Source organism: Candidatus Paracaedibacter acanthamoebae, from assembly GCF_000742835.1.
GTDB classification, from domain to species: Bacteria; Pseudomonadota; Alphaproteobacteria; order Paracaedibacterales; family Paracaedibacteraceae; genus Paracaedibacter; species Paracaedibacter acanthamoebae.
This window is the reverse complement of the sequence record NZ_CP008941.1, coordinates 336,313-351,971: the sequence shown is the minus strand read 5'-3', so window position 1 is coordinate 351,971 and position 15,659 is coordinate 336,313. Positions and strand designations below refer to the sequence as shown.

At 42.3% G+C, this 15,659-nt stretch carries 8 protein-coding genes and 1 pseudogene; 6 read left to right on the top strand and 3 right to left on the bottom strand.

The genetic code is table 11. The features are described from left to right. Window positions 1-236: 236 nt before the first annotated feature. Complete coding sequence (locus ID47_RS01400) at window positions 237-3,056, bottom strand: ATP-dependent Clp protease ATP-binding subunit (protein WP_038463037.1); 2,820 nt, start codon at window positions 3,054-3,056, stop codon at window positions 237-239. Between the two features lie 270 nt (window positions 3,057-3,326). On the opposite strand from ID47_RS01400, the gene ID47_RS12215 reads away from it, so the two are divergent. Further along, complete coding sequence (locus ID47_RS12215; RefSeq protein WP_075261542.1) at window positions 3,327-3,821, top strand: transposase family protein; 495 nt, start codon at window positions 3,327-3,329, stop codon at window positions 3,819-3,821. Here ID47_RS12215 and ID47_RS13805 read toward each other — a convergent pair. Together ID47_RS13805 and ID47_RS13080 are read right to left on the bottom strand one after the other, a co-directional pair. Further along, window positions 3,763-4,471, bottom strand: a pseudogene (locus ID47_RS13805) (IS6 family transposase). The gene ID47_RS12215 and the pseudogene ID47_RS13805 overlap by 59 nt on opposite strands. Before the next feature lie 34 nt (window positions 4,472-4,505). Further along, window positions 4,506-4,868 (bottom strand): hypothetical protein, encoded by a 363-nt coding sequence (locus tag ID47_RS13080; RefSeq protein WP_038463032.1) that lies wholly within the window; start codon window positions 4,866-4,868, stop codon window positions 4,506-4,508. Between the two features lie 223 nt (window positions 4,869-5,091). Here ID47_RS13080 and ID47_RS01380 point away from each other — a divergent pair, with 223 nt between their 5' ends. The 5 genes from ID47_RS01380 to ID47_RS01360 are packed head-to-tail and all read left to right on the top strand — an operon-like array spanning window position 5,092 to window position 15,655. Then, window positions 5,092-6,531 carry an exonuclease/endonuclease/phosphatase family protein gene (locus tag ID47_RS01380; protein WP_038463029.1) on the top strand — a complete coding sequence of 480 codons (1,440 nt, stop codon included), beginning with the start codon at window positions 5,092-5,094 and terminating at the stop codon, window positions 6,529-6,531. 14 nt (window positions 6,532-6,545) lie between these two features. Then, entirely contained in the window at window positions 6,546-10,787 is a 4,242-nt protein-coding gene (locus tag ID47_RS13370) for a DUF6603 domain-containing protein (RefSeq protein WP_038463026.1), read from the top strand. Further along, window positions 10,787-12,181 carry a hypothetical protein gene (locus ID47_RS01370; protein ID WP_038463024.1) on the top strand — a complete coding sequence of 465 codons (1,395 nt, stop codon included), beginning with the start codon at window positions 10,787-10,789 and terminating at the stop codon, window positions 12,179-12,181. The genes ID47_RS13370 and ID47_RS01370 overlap by 1 nt, the downstream gene beginning before the upstream one ends. Further along, window positions 12,181-13,092: a hypothetical protein gene (locus tag ID47_RS01365; RefSeq protein ID WP_038463022.1), complete on the top strand. Its 912-nt coding sequence runs from the start codon at window positions 12,181-12,183 to the stop codon at window positions 13,090-13,092. Before ID47_RS01370 ends, ID47_RS01365 begins: the two co-directional genes overlap by 1 nt. Before the next feature lies 1 nt (window position 13,093). Beyond that, entirely contained in the window at window positions 13,094-15,655 is a 2,562-nt protein-coding gene (locus ID47_RS01360) for a hypothetical protein (RefSeq protein WP_038463020.1), read from the top strand. The last annotated feature ends 4 nt before the right edge of the window (window positions 15,656-15,659 follow it).

The following is a 15,659-nucleotide window of genomic DNA, read 5'->3' as shown; positions in this document are numbered from 1 at the left end:
GCTTCTCTAAGTAAAACTTCGTGTCCTTTTACCGCTTTCCAGTATTACAGACCCGGAAAAAAATGATAAAAATTGGCATTAATACTGGTGTCTATAAATGGTACTTTTGAGTACTAGAAGACAAAGTGCGGTCCTCAAATCCTCATAAACTGTATATACGCTCCGGTTTTCCGGTCCTCTTTTACCTCCCAGCATCTCAAAATTTCTCATTATGCAACGATCTCATTGCTGCTGCTTTAGGGTTTCGGTGCCTCAGGCGGGGATTCAGAATCCGTCGGCTCGACTTTAGCTTCTACAGTAGGCTCCTCTGTGTTGCTTTCATTTGGTAACTTGCTGAATGTCACTTTTTGTTCAACCGGGTCCCAGGCTGCAACGACGGTATCACCTTCCTTAATCTCGCTTGCGAGCATCGCGTGGGCTAACGCAGTTTCGAGTTTTGAACGGATCAAACGTCGCAACTCGCGCGCACCGAATTCGGGTTTATAGCCCGCGGAAGCAAAGTAGCTGACAAGTGAGAGATCGACGGAGAGATTGATGCCTTGACCATGTGCCGAGCGCTTCACCCGCTCAAGTTGCAGCTCGACAATAGCGTGAATTTCCTCACGATTGAGAGCATGAAAAACTATGACCTCGTCGATGCGGTTGATGAACTCTGGGCGGAAGTAGCCACGCAGAACCTCCATCAGCTCGTGTTTCAACTTTGCTTGGTCCTCGTGGTCAGCGTCAAGGGCTCGCAAATGGCGCTGAATTATGTCGGCACCAAGATTACTTGTAGAGATCAAAATCGTATTAGTGAAATCTACCACGCGGCCCTTGCCATCAGTCAGCCGCCCATCATCGAACACTTGCAGCAACAAGTTGTGCACGTCCGGATGCGCCTTCTCAATCTCATCGAGGAGAATAACGCAGTAGGGCCGGCGACGAACCCGTTCTGTCAGTTGCCCGCCTTCCTCATATCCAACATAGCCAGGCGGTGCACCGATCAGACGAGCGACGCTGTGGCGCTCCATGTACTCTGACATATCAAGGCGGATCATAGCATCCTCATCGCCATAGACAATTTCTGCCAACGCCTTGGCAAGCTCGGTCTTACCCACGCCAGTTGGCCCGAGGAAGAGGAAAGTCGCAACAGGCCGACGGCCTTCTGACAAACCAGCACGCGCCAATCGCACAGCATCGCTGACAGCTTCCACAGCTTCGTTCTGGCCAACAATGCGCTGATGAAGACGCTCTTCCATCTTGATAAGACGATTGCGCTCCTCTGCTGTAATTTCAGTTACAGGAATGCCGGTCAATTTGGATATGACTTCAGCAACATGTTCGAAACGGACTTCTGTCGTCGCTGAAGCCCGATCTCGGCGCCATTGCTCCTTTGCTTCGTCAAGTGCGGCTTCCTTGTCCTCAACTTGTGTCTTAAACTCCGCAGCCCGGTCAAATTGTTTTCGGGATGCGGCGTAGTCCTGTTCCCGTTTAATCTGCTGTACCTCTACCTCAAGTTCCTGGACATCAACTGGTCGTACCGTAGTAGCGATTTTTACACGCGCTGCCGCTTGGTCGATAAGATCAATCGCTTTGTCCGGTAAAAAGCGATTGCTAATATATCGGTCCGCGAGTTCTACCGCCCCAATGATAGCTTCATCCGTGATCGTAACTTTGTGATGGGCTTCGAATCGATCACGTAACCCACGCAAGATCATGATAGTTTGTGCGACTGTCGGTTCCGGTACGAGCACTGGCTGGAAACGCCGTTCCAGTGCCGCGTCCTTCTCGATGTGTTTTTGATACTCGTTCAGGGTCGTGGCGCCGATGAGATTCAATTCCCCATGTGCAAGCGCTGGTTTGAAGACATTAGCAATGTCAAGGCCACCCTCGCTTCCACCTTGCCCCGCTCCAACAATGGTATGGATCTCGTCGATGAAAAGGATTAATTCATTATGACGCTCCGTCACTTCCTTGAGGATCTGCTGGACACGCTCTTCAAATTCACCCCGATACTTCGAGCCCGCTACTAGCGAATTAATACTCAGTTCGACGAGCCGATTATTGCGAAGCCCCTCTGGTACTTCGCCCGCGATGATCCGTTGTGCCAGGCCTTCAACAATTGCTGTCTTGCCTACGCCGGGCTCACCGATGAGAATGGGGTTGTTCTTCTTGCGTCGTGCAAGAACCTCGATGGTCGTCTCAATCTCTTTGGCGCGACCGATGACTGGATCCAACTTGCCTTCCCGCGCGAGCTTTGTTAGATCACGCGAGTACTTATCAAGATTGGGTGTACCGCTTGGTGTCTCAATCCGACCTTCCTCGGCCCCCCGACCCACAATCCTGGTCACTTGCTGGCGTATTGACTGCGGCGTAAGTCCATAGCGCCGCAGCAGGTCTGCCGCGATTCCTTCGCCTTCTTCGGCAAGACCAATAAGCAGATGCTCTGGCCCAATATAGCTATGCCCCATTTCTTGCGAGACCAAAAAGGCGCGAGATAATGTGTCCTTGATGCGTGGGGATATTCCCATTTCCAGGGGCTCAGTTTCTTTTGATGCAGTTTCACGACGTGCTTGTTCATCAATCTGGCGTTTCAACTCATCAACCGAGATCTTGAACTGCTCGAGGATAGTACGTACGACACCACTGTCCGTAAGTGCGTAAAGGAGATGTTCAGTATCAACCTCTCGCCGTCCTAGCTCCACAGCTTTATGAGCGGCCGCTTGTAATAATTCTTCAGCATGCTTGCTCAACCGTTCCAACAAGTTATACCCCGAACGCCTTGCCTGGGTCGCTGCTTTGCCAGCAGACAAAGTTACTGCCTCTCCTTCATCTTCCCACATTGATTGGCTTCCTTTAAGAGGAGAAGGAAAGAAACCTTCACCAAAGAACTCTTCGAAAAGGCTGAGGTCTCTACCAAAGAGAGAACCAAGTGGTGAACTCGATTGTCTATGTTGGCGCACCAGTTGCAGATAATGCGCATCGCACAAGTCCATCTGCCGCCGACGACCATTCATAACCACTTGTGTGTGCACGGTAGCACGGGCACTGCATACATCACAAATACCAGCTGACATGTCCTGAAGCTCCTTTTTCTATGTAATGGATCTAGATGGTGCAAATAAAATAAAAATTTAAGAATCAGGGTAATGGTTTTAATAAAAAGATAATGATTCTGTCGCAAAATTCTAAATGATATAATAAGTAATTTTCATGGAGTATAATTATGCTAAAAGTATATAATTAAAAACTCAAGATTATATGGCTCTTTTCCGTTTATAGTGAAATTGCAATGAGGGACAGTAATGATTTAAGGTAGGAGCAAAAACCAGAAGGTCCCGGAAAAAATGACACAAATTATGCTTTCCCTCGACATCGAATCCCTTGAAATAATCTCGCAAGGCATTGATAACCAAGGCAATATTATCCTTGAGGTGAGAAGCAAGAAGAGCCATAGCACGTGTCATAAGTGTGGAAAACCCGCGACAAAACGCCATGGAACGGCCCCCAAAGTGAAGATCAGGCATTTACCAATTTTAGACACGCCTGTCTATTTGGTTATTGAGCCCATACGTTATCAGTGTGAGCATTGTGATGATCATCCAACAACCACAGAGCAGTATGATTGGTGTGATAGGCGCTCAACAATCACTAAGGGGCTTGAGAAATATCTTATGCGCAGTTTGATTCATAGCACCGTTCAAGATGTTTCTCGTAAAGAAGGTGTGGGGGCTCCGTCAAGTTGTTTGGATAAGAAGTTAGAGAAGCGCCTTTCTTCTATTTTTAGGCATAATTCTGGCTTGAAGAAACAATATCATCAAATGTCACAAAAGCTATTTTAAGTTTCTGTCTATAGTCTGGGGCAGAATATTTATATCGACCAACTTTTAAAAGATTCAGAAAAACACCCATGCTACTGAGAAATCTTTGCGCACCACCAGGACTTTTAAAACCTCGCATTTGCCTTTCCTTTTCCCGGGTTGGCTGGTGGCTGTTTTCTATTCGATTATTAAGGCGCTTGTGAGAACGATGTTCAACAGATTTAAATAAGACACGGTGGGCTTTTCTGTAACTTCTCAGTTTATCCGTGATCATAACCCTTGGAGAAACTCTAACTCTTTTAAGGGCCAAATTTCAAAAATCGTATAGCGGCTTTGGCATTGCGTCTTTTTTGGAGAAGAATCTCTATTTCCTCACCGTCACTATCGATCAAGCGCCAGAGCCAAAAGATTTCTCCCTTGATCTTTATTCTCATTTCATCAATGTGCCATTTGTCTTTGAAAGAAGAGCCTCTCTTGCGACGTATTGTTTTGGCAAACACTGGGCCCCAGGTACGACACCAATTACGAATTGTTTCATAAGTAACTTCGACACCGCGTTCTAAAAGCATTTCACTAACATCTCTTAAGCTCAGCTTAAAACGGTAATATCGTCTCACAGCATAACCAATAATGCTTTTAGGTATCCGATAGCCTTTATACCGCTCACTCATGGTTCGACCCTCCTTTTTTCAAAAGGATTTTAAACTAGGCGAGTATTAATCTCAACAACTTGACGGAGCCAGTTACCTTGATAAGTATTAACTTACAGGATTTTAAATAGATAAGTTGATGACGATAGCGGTACAGAAAATTGTAAAGCATATTACTGATAAAGTTTTTAAAATACAAGGTTAAATAAACTAAATTTTTAGTGGGTTTACTTAGGATTATTGCTGGGGTATGGTCGGTACAAATTATTACTATATGGCTTTTAAAAGAATCGGTTGTATAATTTGTGGCTTTAGTTCCTGCTAGATATTTTTCTTCTGCTCGATTATTTTTCACTCCATCCTGCTTATCGCCCCATCCAATATTCTTCTGACTATCTTTTTCTTGTACTGAAACCATTAGGAGGAGCGTATGTCTAAAACACAAAATTCTAGCGTCAATTTGTCAACTGTGAAGGTAACTTACCCCGTAACTCTAGGAACATTATGTGGTCCTAATAGTTTGACAGCAACTTACTGTGAAGGCAGGCTTAAATTAGAGCTAAATTACTATCACAGCTGGCTGAATATTCCTCAATCCAAGACTAGAAAATATAAATAAACAAGGAAAGTGGTTACAACCAATGACACGAATCCTCTATTGGAATATCCAAAATTTTTCATGTAATGCAAAGAACGCAGAAAGTACAACAAAACTTGGCAAAAGATTAAATTTTATCCTGAATTATATTTTTGGCAATCTAGGGAATACTCCTCCCGATATTATTTGTTTTGTTGAGGGTAAAGGAGCAGCAGGAGATCTAGGGGCGTTTAAGGTGAACGGTTCATTATTAGGAAACGCTAATACAATAGAAGCGTTAACAGCAGTCTTAACTCTTCTTCAGATGACTAGAAGAAATGAATCGTGGTGTTTGGTACCTCCCTTATGTTCAGGAAAAGGAGGAAAATCTGAAACAACGGCAGTATACTATAATAGTAACAAATTAATCTTTACAGGGCCTTGTGCTTGGGGTTTGAATGTCAACCAGCAAGCTATACCCTTATACATTAATGATGCTAATTTCCCTGCCCCTCCAGCTGCTAATCCACTGACACCTTATGTGGCATGGGCTTTGCGGGGATTACCTAATAAAGTTAGTAATATCACAGTTCCTAATTCTAATCCTGCAGTATTCTTCAATGAAAATCAGCTGGCAGCTGAATGTGTTAATGGAGACTACCCCGGTCTTTCTGATCGTAAACCTTACCGAACTACTTTTACAGAAATAAATAATCTAAATGGTAACAGGGATCTTAATATATACACTATTCATACTTCTCCTGCGTCAGCCAGTGGTGCAATGTGGAACATGCTGAGGGCCAGAGGAGTCAGCTCAACAATTCCTACAAATACTGTCAATATAATTCTAGGCGATTTTAATGTAGATACGGTTGATGATCAATCTTCAACCAAAAAATCAGTTTTGGAATCAAAAGTATATAAAGCCTTTAGAGATAATAAATACACAGTTCAATTATGGCCTGGGACTGACGCAAGTAATTGGGAAACTATAAAACCTTACTGTATGACGCATTTATTACATGGTGATAGTGCTACGCCTTATAACATTGCTGGACAAAAAAACCCCTCTCCTCGAGCAAACTATTATCCTCGTTATGGCTATATGGGAAGTGGTTCTGAAAAAAGATTATCTGATTCTGGAGCAATTGATAATATTATGACTAAATATGCAGCCGATCTTCAGCCTCCGAATAATGCGGCAACTAACATGACAATTATCAATCCTATAGTGGGCTCTCCTTATAATTGCATTAATAATCCTCCAAATGTTCCAGTTAATCTTACCCAAGGTCTTGCTTTTCCTCAGTATCCTGCTTTTAGTGCTATTCCGCCTGGCCAACAGCAGAGTCTTCTGCCTTTACCAACACCAGGATATATGGGGGGTATTATAGACCCCCAGAACGGTCCCAACCAAATAGATCCGGCCTTAACAGCTTTTCAAACAGCCTTCAAAGAGATTCACGACCTAAGTGATCATTTACCCTTAATCATTGATATTTAAGAAAAGGCCAAAAGATGACTTTACAAACCTTACAGACAACTTTAAGCCAATTGAATAGTACCAATATTTCTGAAGCCGTCATTAGTAATGCTGGCCTGACACCGCGGGAGGATTTAGATAACCTCCTACAGTCTGCGTTGATGCTTACTCAGCCTCTTAATGTCAACATTGTAAATGTTGGGACAGCTGATGATACAAGCCTTGTGATCCAAGCAACTGGATCTTTTTTAAACCTCTCATCTATTAACTTGCAGATCGAGTTCGTCCTTAATCAAGATATTACCGATGTGATCATTAATGCGACTTTACCGGATAACCAAGGGCAAGCGTGGCAGTTTGCTGATAGTTTTCCCTATATGGTGATCTATCCTTTTTATAATATTTCTTTTAATAGCCCAAGTTTTATCTTTTCCAGTTATGGACAACCTTACACGTGGCAGTCGCAACCCTTATCCTTAACGGCAGGGTTAAACTTTGCATCTTTCTTACCTTTAGATAGCGGATTTGTCGGTCTTGTTTCTAATTTCTTTTCAACCCCACCTAGTGGCGAAATATTATTTTCAGGATCAGTTGATACGAGCGTTATTGGAAAAAACAATATTGTATGGCCCTCTGTTAATTTTTCAGGCCTGATGAGCGATCAACCGAGTGATTTTATACCTGGGTTAGAGTTTACCAATCCTATCATCACCTTAACCAGCCAGATCGATTTAGATGATATGCAAAGTTATAGTCTTAACTTTTCAGTCACCGAGGATCAAATTGGGCTTAACTTAGAGACTCAACTGCAAAATAACGCTGTTGTGGGTTTCAGTATTGTGCCGAGCGATTCAACCAATCCTCCCAGTTTAAATACTGTTGTGCAACTGATTCCTGGTCTTACCGCGGCTGATATTACAAATGATATTCCTCAAGAATTACAGCAAAGCTTCAGTGCTATAACCTTTGTCGAAGCCTCGTGTACTCTTTGTATAAACCCGATCAATATTTTATCGATGACCCTTGTATTGAGCGCAGGTTCAGCTTGGGCCATAACAGACGAATTTACGGTTAAATCTCTGACGCTCTCTTACACAGTCTTAGATCCATTGGGCACCCCTACCAACATATTCGGTTTTAATGGCGTTCTCTCTTTCTATCCAGAGGTGTTTAAAGGACTATTCGATATACAAATAAGTATAGACACCACTAATAATAATCTTTTAGTATCAGGCAGTTATCAAGGCATTATTGATCTCAATACGATTACCACAAACCTTTGTAACTTATCTCTCCCTTCTCAGTTTTCTTCCATAAATGTTACAGACTTTGTGGTAAGTTTTAATAAGATCAACACAAATTGGACGTGGGGTTTGTTTTGCAATGTCGACGGAACGTTTCCGCTGCCGTTTGTTCAAGGCAGCGTGGACTGCAATCTGAGTGCTTCCTTAAGCAGCAATTCCTATTACTTAGAAGGTGGACTGACAATAGGGGGAAGCTATTTCAATGTGTCTTTTGATTCTAACCTAAAAAACAGCGTTCTTGCAGGTTATTGGAAAAGCTTATCCTCCGATGATCTGTTAGGCATACAATCCCTAGCGGATGCGGTGGGGATAAAGGTTACAATACCAACAACTTTTGATCTTGATTTGACCCAAGCAGGTTTTTCATACAATCTAACACAAAATACGGTTAAGTTAGAGGCTACCTCCTTGAATTATGGAAAGGGGACTTTTGCAACCTTCTTGCCTAAAGGTACAGCCGATCAATATGAATTCTACTTCAATTTAGATGTTCAAACAGATATTGTCATTCTGTCGCAAGACCTACCTCTTATCGGTCAAGAGTTTTCAACTGCTGATGAGATTGCCCTTAAGAGTCTAAATATTACCTATGCGTCTGCAAGTTTACCGAATGTCAATCCGATAAAAAACTTTAATTCAGGTCTTGATATCAAAGGAGTATTGTCCATTGCAGGCGATGATCATCCTTTTGACTTAGATTTTGGTCCCGCTGTACAAACAGAAAGTGGAGGCGCCCCAAGTTTAATTACTGATCTCACCGCTACTTCATCAACTCCACCCCCCACCCCTCCGGGTGTCTGGGTTAATATTCAAAAAACTGTTGGTCCTATAAGTTTAAAAAGGATTGGTTTAAATTATCAAAATGATCTTATGTGGATCATGTTAGATGCTTCTCTTAATACGACAAACCTCAATATTGCTCTCACTGGGTTGTCTGTAGGAATGAATGTCAGTAACTCTGAGCCTGATTTACAATTTGCACTTCACGGATTAGATGTTGACCTTACCAGTGACGACATTGTGATAAATGGCGGACTTTTAAGCGCCGATGACAGTGGAGGCACTGAATATGATGGAACCTTAACCGTCAAAGTTGGGGAGTTTGACATTGCGGCTCTTGCTTCCTATGCTATGCCCCCCGATGATCAATCTTCTTTGTTTGCCTTTGCCGTTATAGATTTCCCCCTTGGAGGCCCTCCTGCATTCTTCATAACCGGAGGGGCAGGAGGATTTGGTTATAACCGCGACCTCATAATGCCTAACATTTCCTCGATCATGTCCTTTCCTTTAATCGAAATTGCTCAAAATCCAAGTAAGTATAAAAACGAGAATCTCTCAAGTTTATTACAAACCGTTCAAAGTGCAATTCCCATTGAGCAGGGACAATATTGGCTGGCAGCGGGCATTAACTTTAACTCTTATGGAATGGTAAACTCTTACCTACTTGCAGCAGCAGCATTCGGAACACAATTAGAATTGGATCTACTTGGTGTATCAACCATTGTAGCTCCGCCTTTAGATCCAGACCCTGTGGCAATGATCCAATTTGCCATAGAAACAACTCTTGTTCCTGCAGAAGGTCTTTTCTCTGTTGAAGGGCAGTTAACGAATAATTCCTATGTCCTTTCAAAAAACTGTCACTTAACCGGCGGTTTTGCTTTTTATTTGTGGTTTGGATCCAATCCTCATGCAGGGGATTTTGTTATTAGTCTGGGAGGATATAGTCCTAAATTTAAAAAACCCAGCTACTATCCTACCGTTCCTCTTCTAGGGTTAAATTGGCAGGTCTGTCCTGAACTCTCGATTCAAGGAGGTCTCTATTGTGCTATCACTTCCTTAGCGATAATGGTGGGGGGATCGCTTAAGGCGCTATGGCAGAGTGATGGAATTCGGGCATGGTTTAATCTTGATGCTGATGTCTTATTATTCTGGCAGCCCTATCAATATACAATTGATGCCAATGTCGATGTTGGAGCCTCGTTAATAATTGATGTGGCGTTTGTCAATACGGCTATTACAGCGCATACAAATGCAGACCTGAGTATCTGGGGACCAGATTTTACCGGCAAGGCTAAAGTCGACCTTTATATCATCTCATTTACCATTTCCTTTGGAGATAGTGAGCCTATTACGACACCGCCCGCTGCTATTTCATGGAGTAATTTTAAACAATCCTTCTTATCCACTGATCCGTCTAACGTCTGTAACCTGAATTTGGCTCATGGAGTTATCAAATCAGATGTCTCTGACCAGGGAATTACCTATGATTGGATTGTAGATCCTGAACATTTTATCTTTACAACTGGAAGCAGTATTCCCTCTAAAACGTTATCTCTCAATGGCGTAGCACAAACTCTTTCAACTATGGATTCCTCTATTAATACAGATTTTGGTGTTGGAATGGTGAGAGCCCCTTCCGATAGTTTTACCTCAGACCATGCAATTACCCTAACTTATCTTGATGCTGATGGAAATGAGCCTTATGATATCGCCGATAAATTCAACATTTCACTTCTTACAAGTAATGTTCCTCAATCTTTATGGCAATGTATTACCTCTCTCGACGATCTTGAAACGTCTGTGGCCAGCAGTAGTACAACAACAATTGCAAACACTTTATCAGGCATCAGTTTTTCGGCAAAAGTAACGCCGGCTGACCAAGTCACACCGGTTGCTTTACATAATCTCTTATATTCCATAGATTTCGAGGAAGATAATCTAATTTCTTATAATAAACCTTCTGTTCCCACCACAGATGGTTTTACAGAGGAGCCGTGTGCTGAGATCGGGCAGACCATTGCTAAAAATACAAGTCGTACTTCCATTTTAACCCGACTTCAAACAACATCTTTCAAAATCATTAATGACATCAACGTAACCAGCCTCAGTACGGAGGCTGCTAATGTATATTTTGTCGGCGACCCTATATTGAGTTACCTGGGCGAAGAAAAAGTATTAGGAGGAGCATCTTAATGGCACGATCAAACTTTAACAAAACAATAGAATTCATCCAATATCATATCCCAGCTTTGGAAAGTGGGACTTATACGCTTGGTTTGACTCAGACAACAAGGGGCACAGGCTCAGATCAAACCGGTAGCATTAGTGACCCAGGAGGGAGCGTTGCGGATAGCTTTAGCGTTCAGAAAACCTTTGCTGTTATGGGGCAAAGATTTACGCTGGATCCGAACAAGTTCCAATCGGTCTTCCCTCCTGCCACGCATCAGGGTGACTTTTCTAATTGTTTTCCTCATGTGGTATTGACAAGTACTACTTTACCTTGGCAAAGATTTCTTGATGATTCAGATCAAACCTTACCCCAGCCGCCTTGGCTTGCGCTCTTGGTTTTTTATGAAGATGAAGAACCAACTGTTAAGCAAGTGACACTCAGCACATTTAAGACTGCAAATTTACCAGCGACTGATCCAAACGCGATCCTATTCTATAGTTTTACGCAAGGCTATGGTGAGGAAGACAGTGATCCTTGCGCGGTAATCGACTTACCTGTCAACCTTTTTAACCAAATTGTACCCAGTGCAGATGACTTTTCTTATTTGGCGCATGTAAAGAAAGTATCCGCGCCTGTTGAAAAAGGTAAAGATGCTCTTCCCTATAAAAAGTATTCCGTTGTCTTTGCCAATAGGCTTTGTCCGCCCAGTGGGCAATGTACCGTTCACCTTGTCTCTTTTGAAAATATGGGGGCTTATTTACCCAACGCTGATGGTACGGCTAGCCCTTCTTTGCCCGCAGAAACAAAATATGTCCGCTTGGTCTCTTTAAAAAACTGGAGTTTTGAAGTCCTTTCTCATAAAGGAAACTTAAGTGATGTAATCAGTCGCTTAAATACAGTTGACGGCACTCCCTATACATCGCCAATCACTTTGCAAACGCCCCAAATCGAAGGGACTGATGATGGAACTGTTGCGCTCAATACAGCCTTTAGTATGGGCTACATACCAGCTAATCATTATATGAGAAATGGGGATACCAGTGTATCGTTCTATAGAGGGCCTCTCGCGCCGTACGTGGTTAGCAATAATACCATTAGTTGGCCGAATCAACATTCAGATGACCTTTTAAGATACGATCCGACGACCTCAATGTTTGATGTTTCCTATGCTGCAGCGTGGCAGTTGGGACGATTGCTCGGTCTTCAAAATCAAAAATTCTCAGAAAATCTATACAAGTGGAAAAGGAAGAATACTCTCAATACCATCACGCAGCTTGAGCAAAAAATCTTAGGCGGCGAGCTTGAGGAAGAGGCTCCCCTTCAGAATCAATCGCTGGAAATCCTCTCCGCTGAAGATAAATTGACAACCATCCTAAGCCAAGCTTTCGAAAATTATTTAAAGGCAGGAAAGAATTGATGTTAATTAAAAATATTAGAACCCAGCTAAAACAAGCTTATGCCGAGACAATCGCCGGGAAAATAACAATCCCTGTAACTTCCACTAACGATAGCCCTGAGCAGGAACATATTTTAAATTGGTTTTCCCGCTTAAGGTTGCTTTATGGGGTTCCCTTTAATTACCTATGTGCAGATGAAAGTTTGCTGCCAAAAGAATCCATTCGTTTTTTCTCCATTGATAATAATTGGATAACCGCACTTATTGATGGTGCCTACAGCCTCGGGAGCGTAACAGAGGGAGATTTTGCTCATGATCAAGTTTACGGAAATGTCATCAGCAAGCATTTAAATCTGCCCACCCCCAAGGGACAACCAGAGACCATCCTTACTTCCGGCGGTGTAAATCACCAGGTTCTGACAGGATTTTTACTCAGGTCCATTGCAGTAAGCGGTTGGCCTAAGTTGCACATTGAAGGATTCAACGGCTCACAGAGCAACCCTCCCTTGCTGATGTTAAGGAAGAGTAAAATCTCCCCTGATATCCTTCTCTGCATCTTCGAGGGGGAGGTTGACACTCTTCAAATTAGCACTCCATCAGAAGGGATCCATTTTGGTTTTGATGATCAATCGGCAGAGCAGTCATCTAACAATGATCCTTACATACTTACCTTAAAAACCATGGACTTAAACAATCCTGAACAGAACGGAGAAAAAACTGAGGCTTCTATCACAATTGGTTCAACCTATTACCGAGACCCCACCACACGGGTTGTCAGCATGAGTGCCTTAGCAAATGCGATTCAAACCATTGTTCAAAAAACTATGCCAGATCAAAATGTCACTGCAGCTGAGTTTGGACTACAGATGACCGTAGGGGTCGATAGTTCTATTCTCACTCAAAAACAACCGACTAACAGAAAAGGAACATAATATGACTAAAACGATGACAAAAACAAAGCAGCCAGAATTCTTCCCCTCTTCAAATACAATGATAGCCAATACAACTGGTATCAACCCAACCCTTAATACATCTACAATTCCTATTGACACTCAAACTTCCCTCTCTATTACGCTAACCAACGATTTAGGGCAAGCTTTTACCTTTAATACCACGGCTCTGAGTGGTTCAATTAACCCTAATAAAGTTCCCTTTTATATTACAATATCTTCCAATCTTTTAACCTCAGAAGAGTTCAGCGCCCTATCGATCTCTTCTATTACTGATGGAAGTGGAAATTCTATCGCTTTTACTTCGGTTTTCACGAGTACTCAGGGTTTTAACTACTTATGTATTAGTCCTAATAATAATCTTATTCTTCAAAATGATGATTATTTAACAATTAATCTAACCATGGAAGCCTCAGCCAATCCGGTAGGAAGTACTGGTGATTTAACGTTTGGGTTGTATGGAGAGAAGTCTAACGGAGGACATTATAGTAACAACGGCGTCGGTTTACCATTAACTCTCATTAATTCTTCAACCAGTGGTAGTCGTTTGACAGACCAATTAACTGTAACTATTGGAGGAGGGCAAGGTTCTAACCCTGGTTCTAATGTGATCTATGTGAGTGATTCAACTGATCCAATTATAAATAACCTTACCCTTACATTAACTAATAATGATCCTAGTCATCCTCTTGTTACCACCCCTGTTGCTGGTGCCACCCCGCAATTTACCATTTCTTTTATTACCTGTGGTGACACCGGAGACGGATCTGTCAACGCCCTCGGAACAAGTAGCAACATAGAAGGCATACTCATCAATGAGGTCACTGGTATTCAAGGTGGTTATGGATGGCAAAAACCATCCATAAACACGCAAGGACTGGTCACGACATGGACTCTTACCCCTGATTCCACCAATACAGGTTTGTTGGGTCCGGGGGGAAGTTTTAATATCCCGATCAATGATATTATTAGTTATGCTATGCCTGGAACTACGATGTTGTATTTAACATATGTTAACATTGGAGGCTATGCAGATGGTTCGATAACTGTCCCTATCATGAAAGCACCTTCACAACCGACAATTCTTTCGTTCTCAACCGATAAAGATTCTTATGAATTTTTTGAAACGGTAACTTTTAATTCTAAAGTTTTTGGAGCCTCTCAGTGGACATTCCAAATTAATGATCCCTCTAATCATCAGATTTATTACAATTCTGATTTATCTGGTAGTCAGGTGGAAAATATACCTGTAGATTTTCTTGCAAAGCTAGGGGATCCACTATTATCTAATCTTGGAATCTATACGGCAAAACTCTCTAATACATCTGGAAAGGTGGAAACAGATTCTCTAAGCTTTACCCTACAAAACACAAGCACTGTAGCTATAAATTCCTTAAATATAGCTACTGATCAAGGTTGGGATATTCAGAATTCCTCGATCAATATAAATTGGAATGTTCCAGATAGCATACCAAAAGAAGGGTTTTCTCTCACCTTATGGGTAACAGCTATAAATAATGGCAAAACATTACCAACCCCCGTTCCAATCAACCTTTCAAACAACCTTCTGCCTTCACAAACTGGCTCGAATGTAGAATTAAGCCTTTCAGGAAATTTAGAAAATCTGCAACCGTTTGATAGTACTCAGCCACTCACCTTTACGCTCCAATTGATGTATAAGGGGAGTATTACCGTCTTTACAGCAACTACTCAAACAACCCTTATAACATCCCCCCTCTGTGATTTGAGGTTAATTGAGGGCGGTATAAGCGTGGATAGCTCAGGAAAGCTCTTACCTTATGCATCCTATCTGTCAACACAATGGTTTCCGCCAGCCTCTGGAGAAGAGGTTCAGGTTTCAATCGGTAGTTATGATGCAGAGGGGAACTATTATCCCTTAACTTATGCCGTTGATGGGAATGATTATGGTGGAAGTGATGCGAGCAATCTCTATACTTTGCCGGCTACACAAACTAGCAAGAAATTTTTAATTACAAGCTTAAATCCAACTTCAGCTGGAAGTGCTGAAGCTATATGCTTAAGTGCAACTCCTGTTTCTATACAAGATCGAAGTAGAGCTTTTTCTATCAATCCTACTTTTCAAGCTATTGAAGTAGGGGCCCCTAGGCTAATCTTAGGGCACTCCCAAATACAAACAGTTGAAGTTCCCGGTGAGCCCCCCCTCGATCCGGAGAATACATATTTGACTATCAACTGGGATATACCTGGCAGTGTTACGGATGAGGACTTTTTTATTGCAGCAACTTTAGTTTTTGAAGGTTCTCATTGGCCCTTATCATTATCTACAAGTCCATCAGCAAACTTATCTTCATATTCTTCTCAATATTCCTTATCTGCGTCATCTGGGAAAGATACCAAAATCTATATGTCGTTACCTGACTCTGAGATAAACAAAATCCTTAATGAAGATCAGATTTGGGCTTATTTACAGGTACATTTGTATTTTGGGAATACTAATAAAAGCACCCTTATTCGGTTTACTGAGAGAAAGATACGTGTACTGTGGGGCCCCCCATACCAATAACACA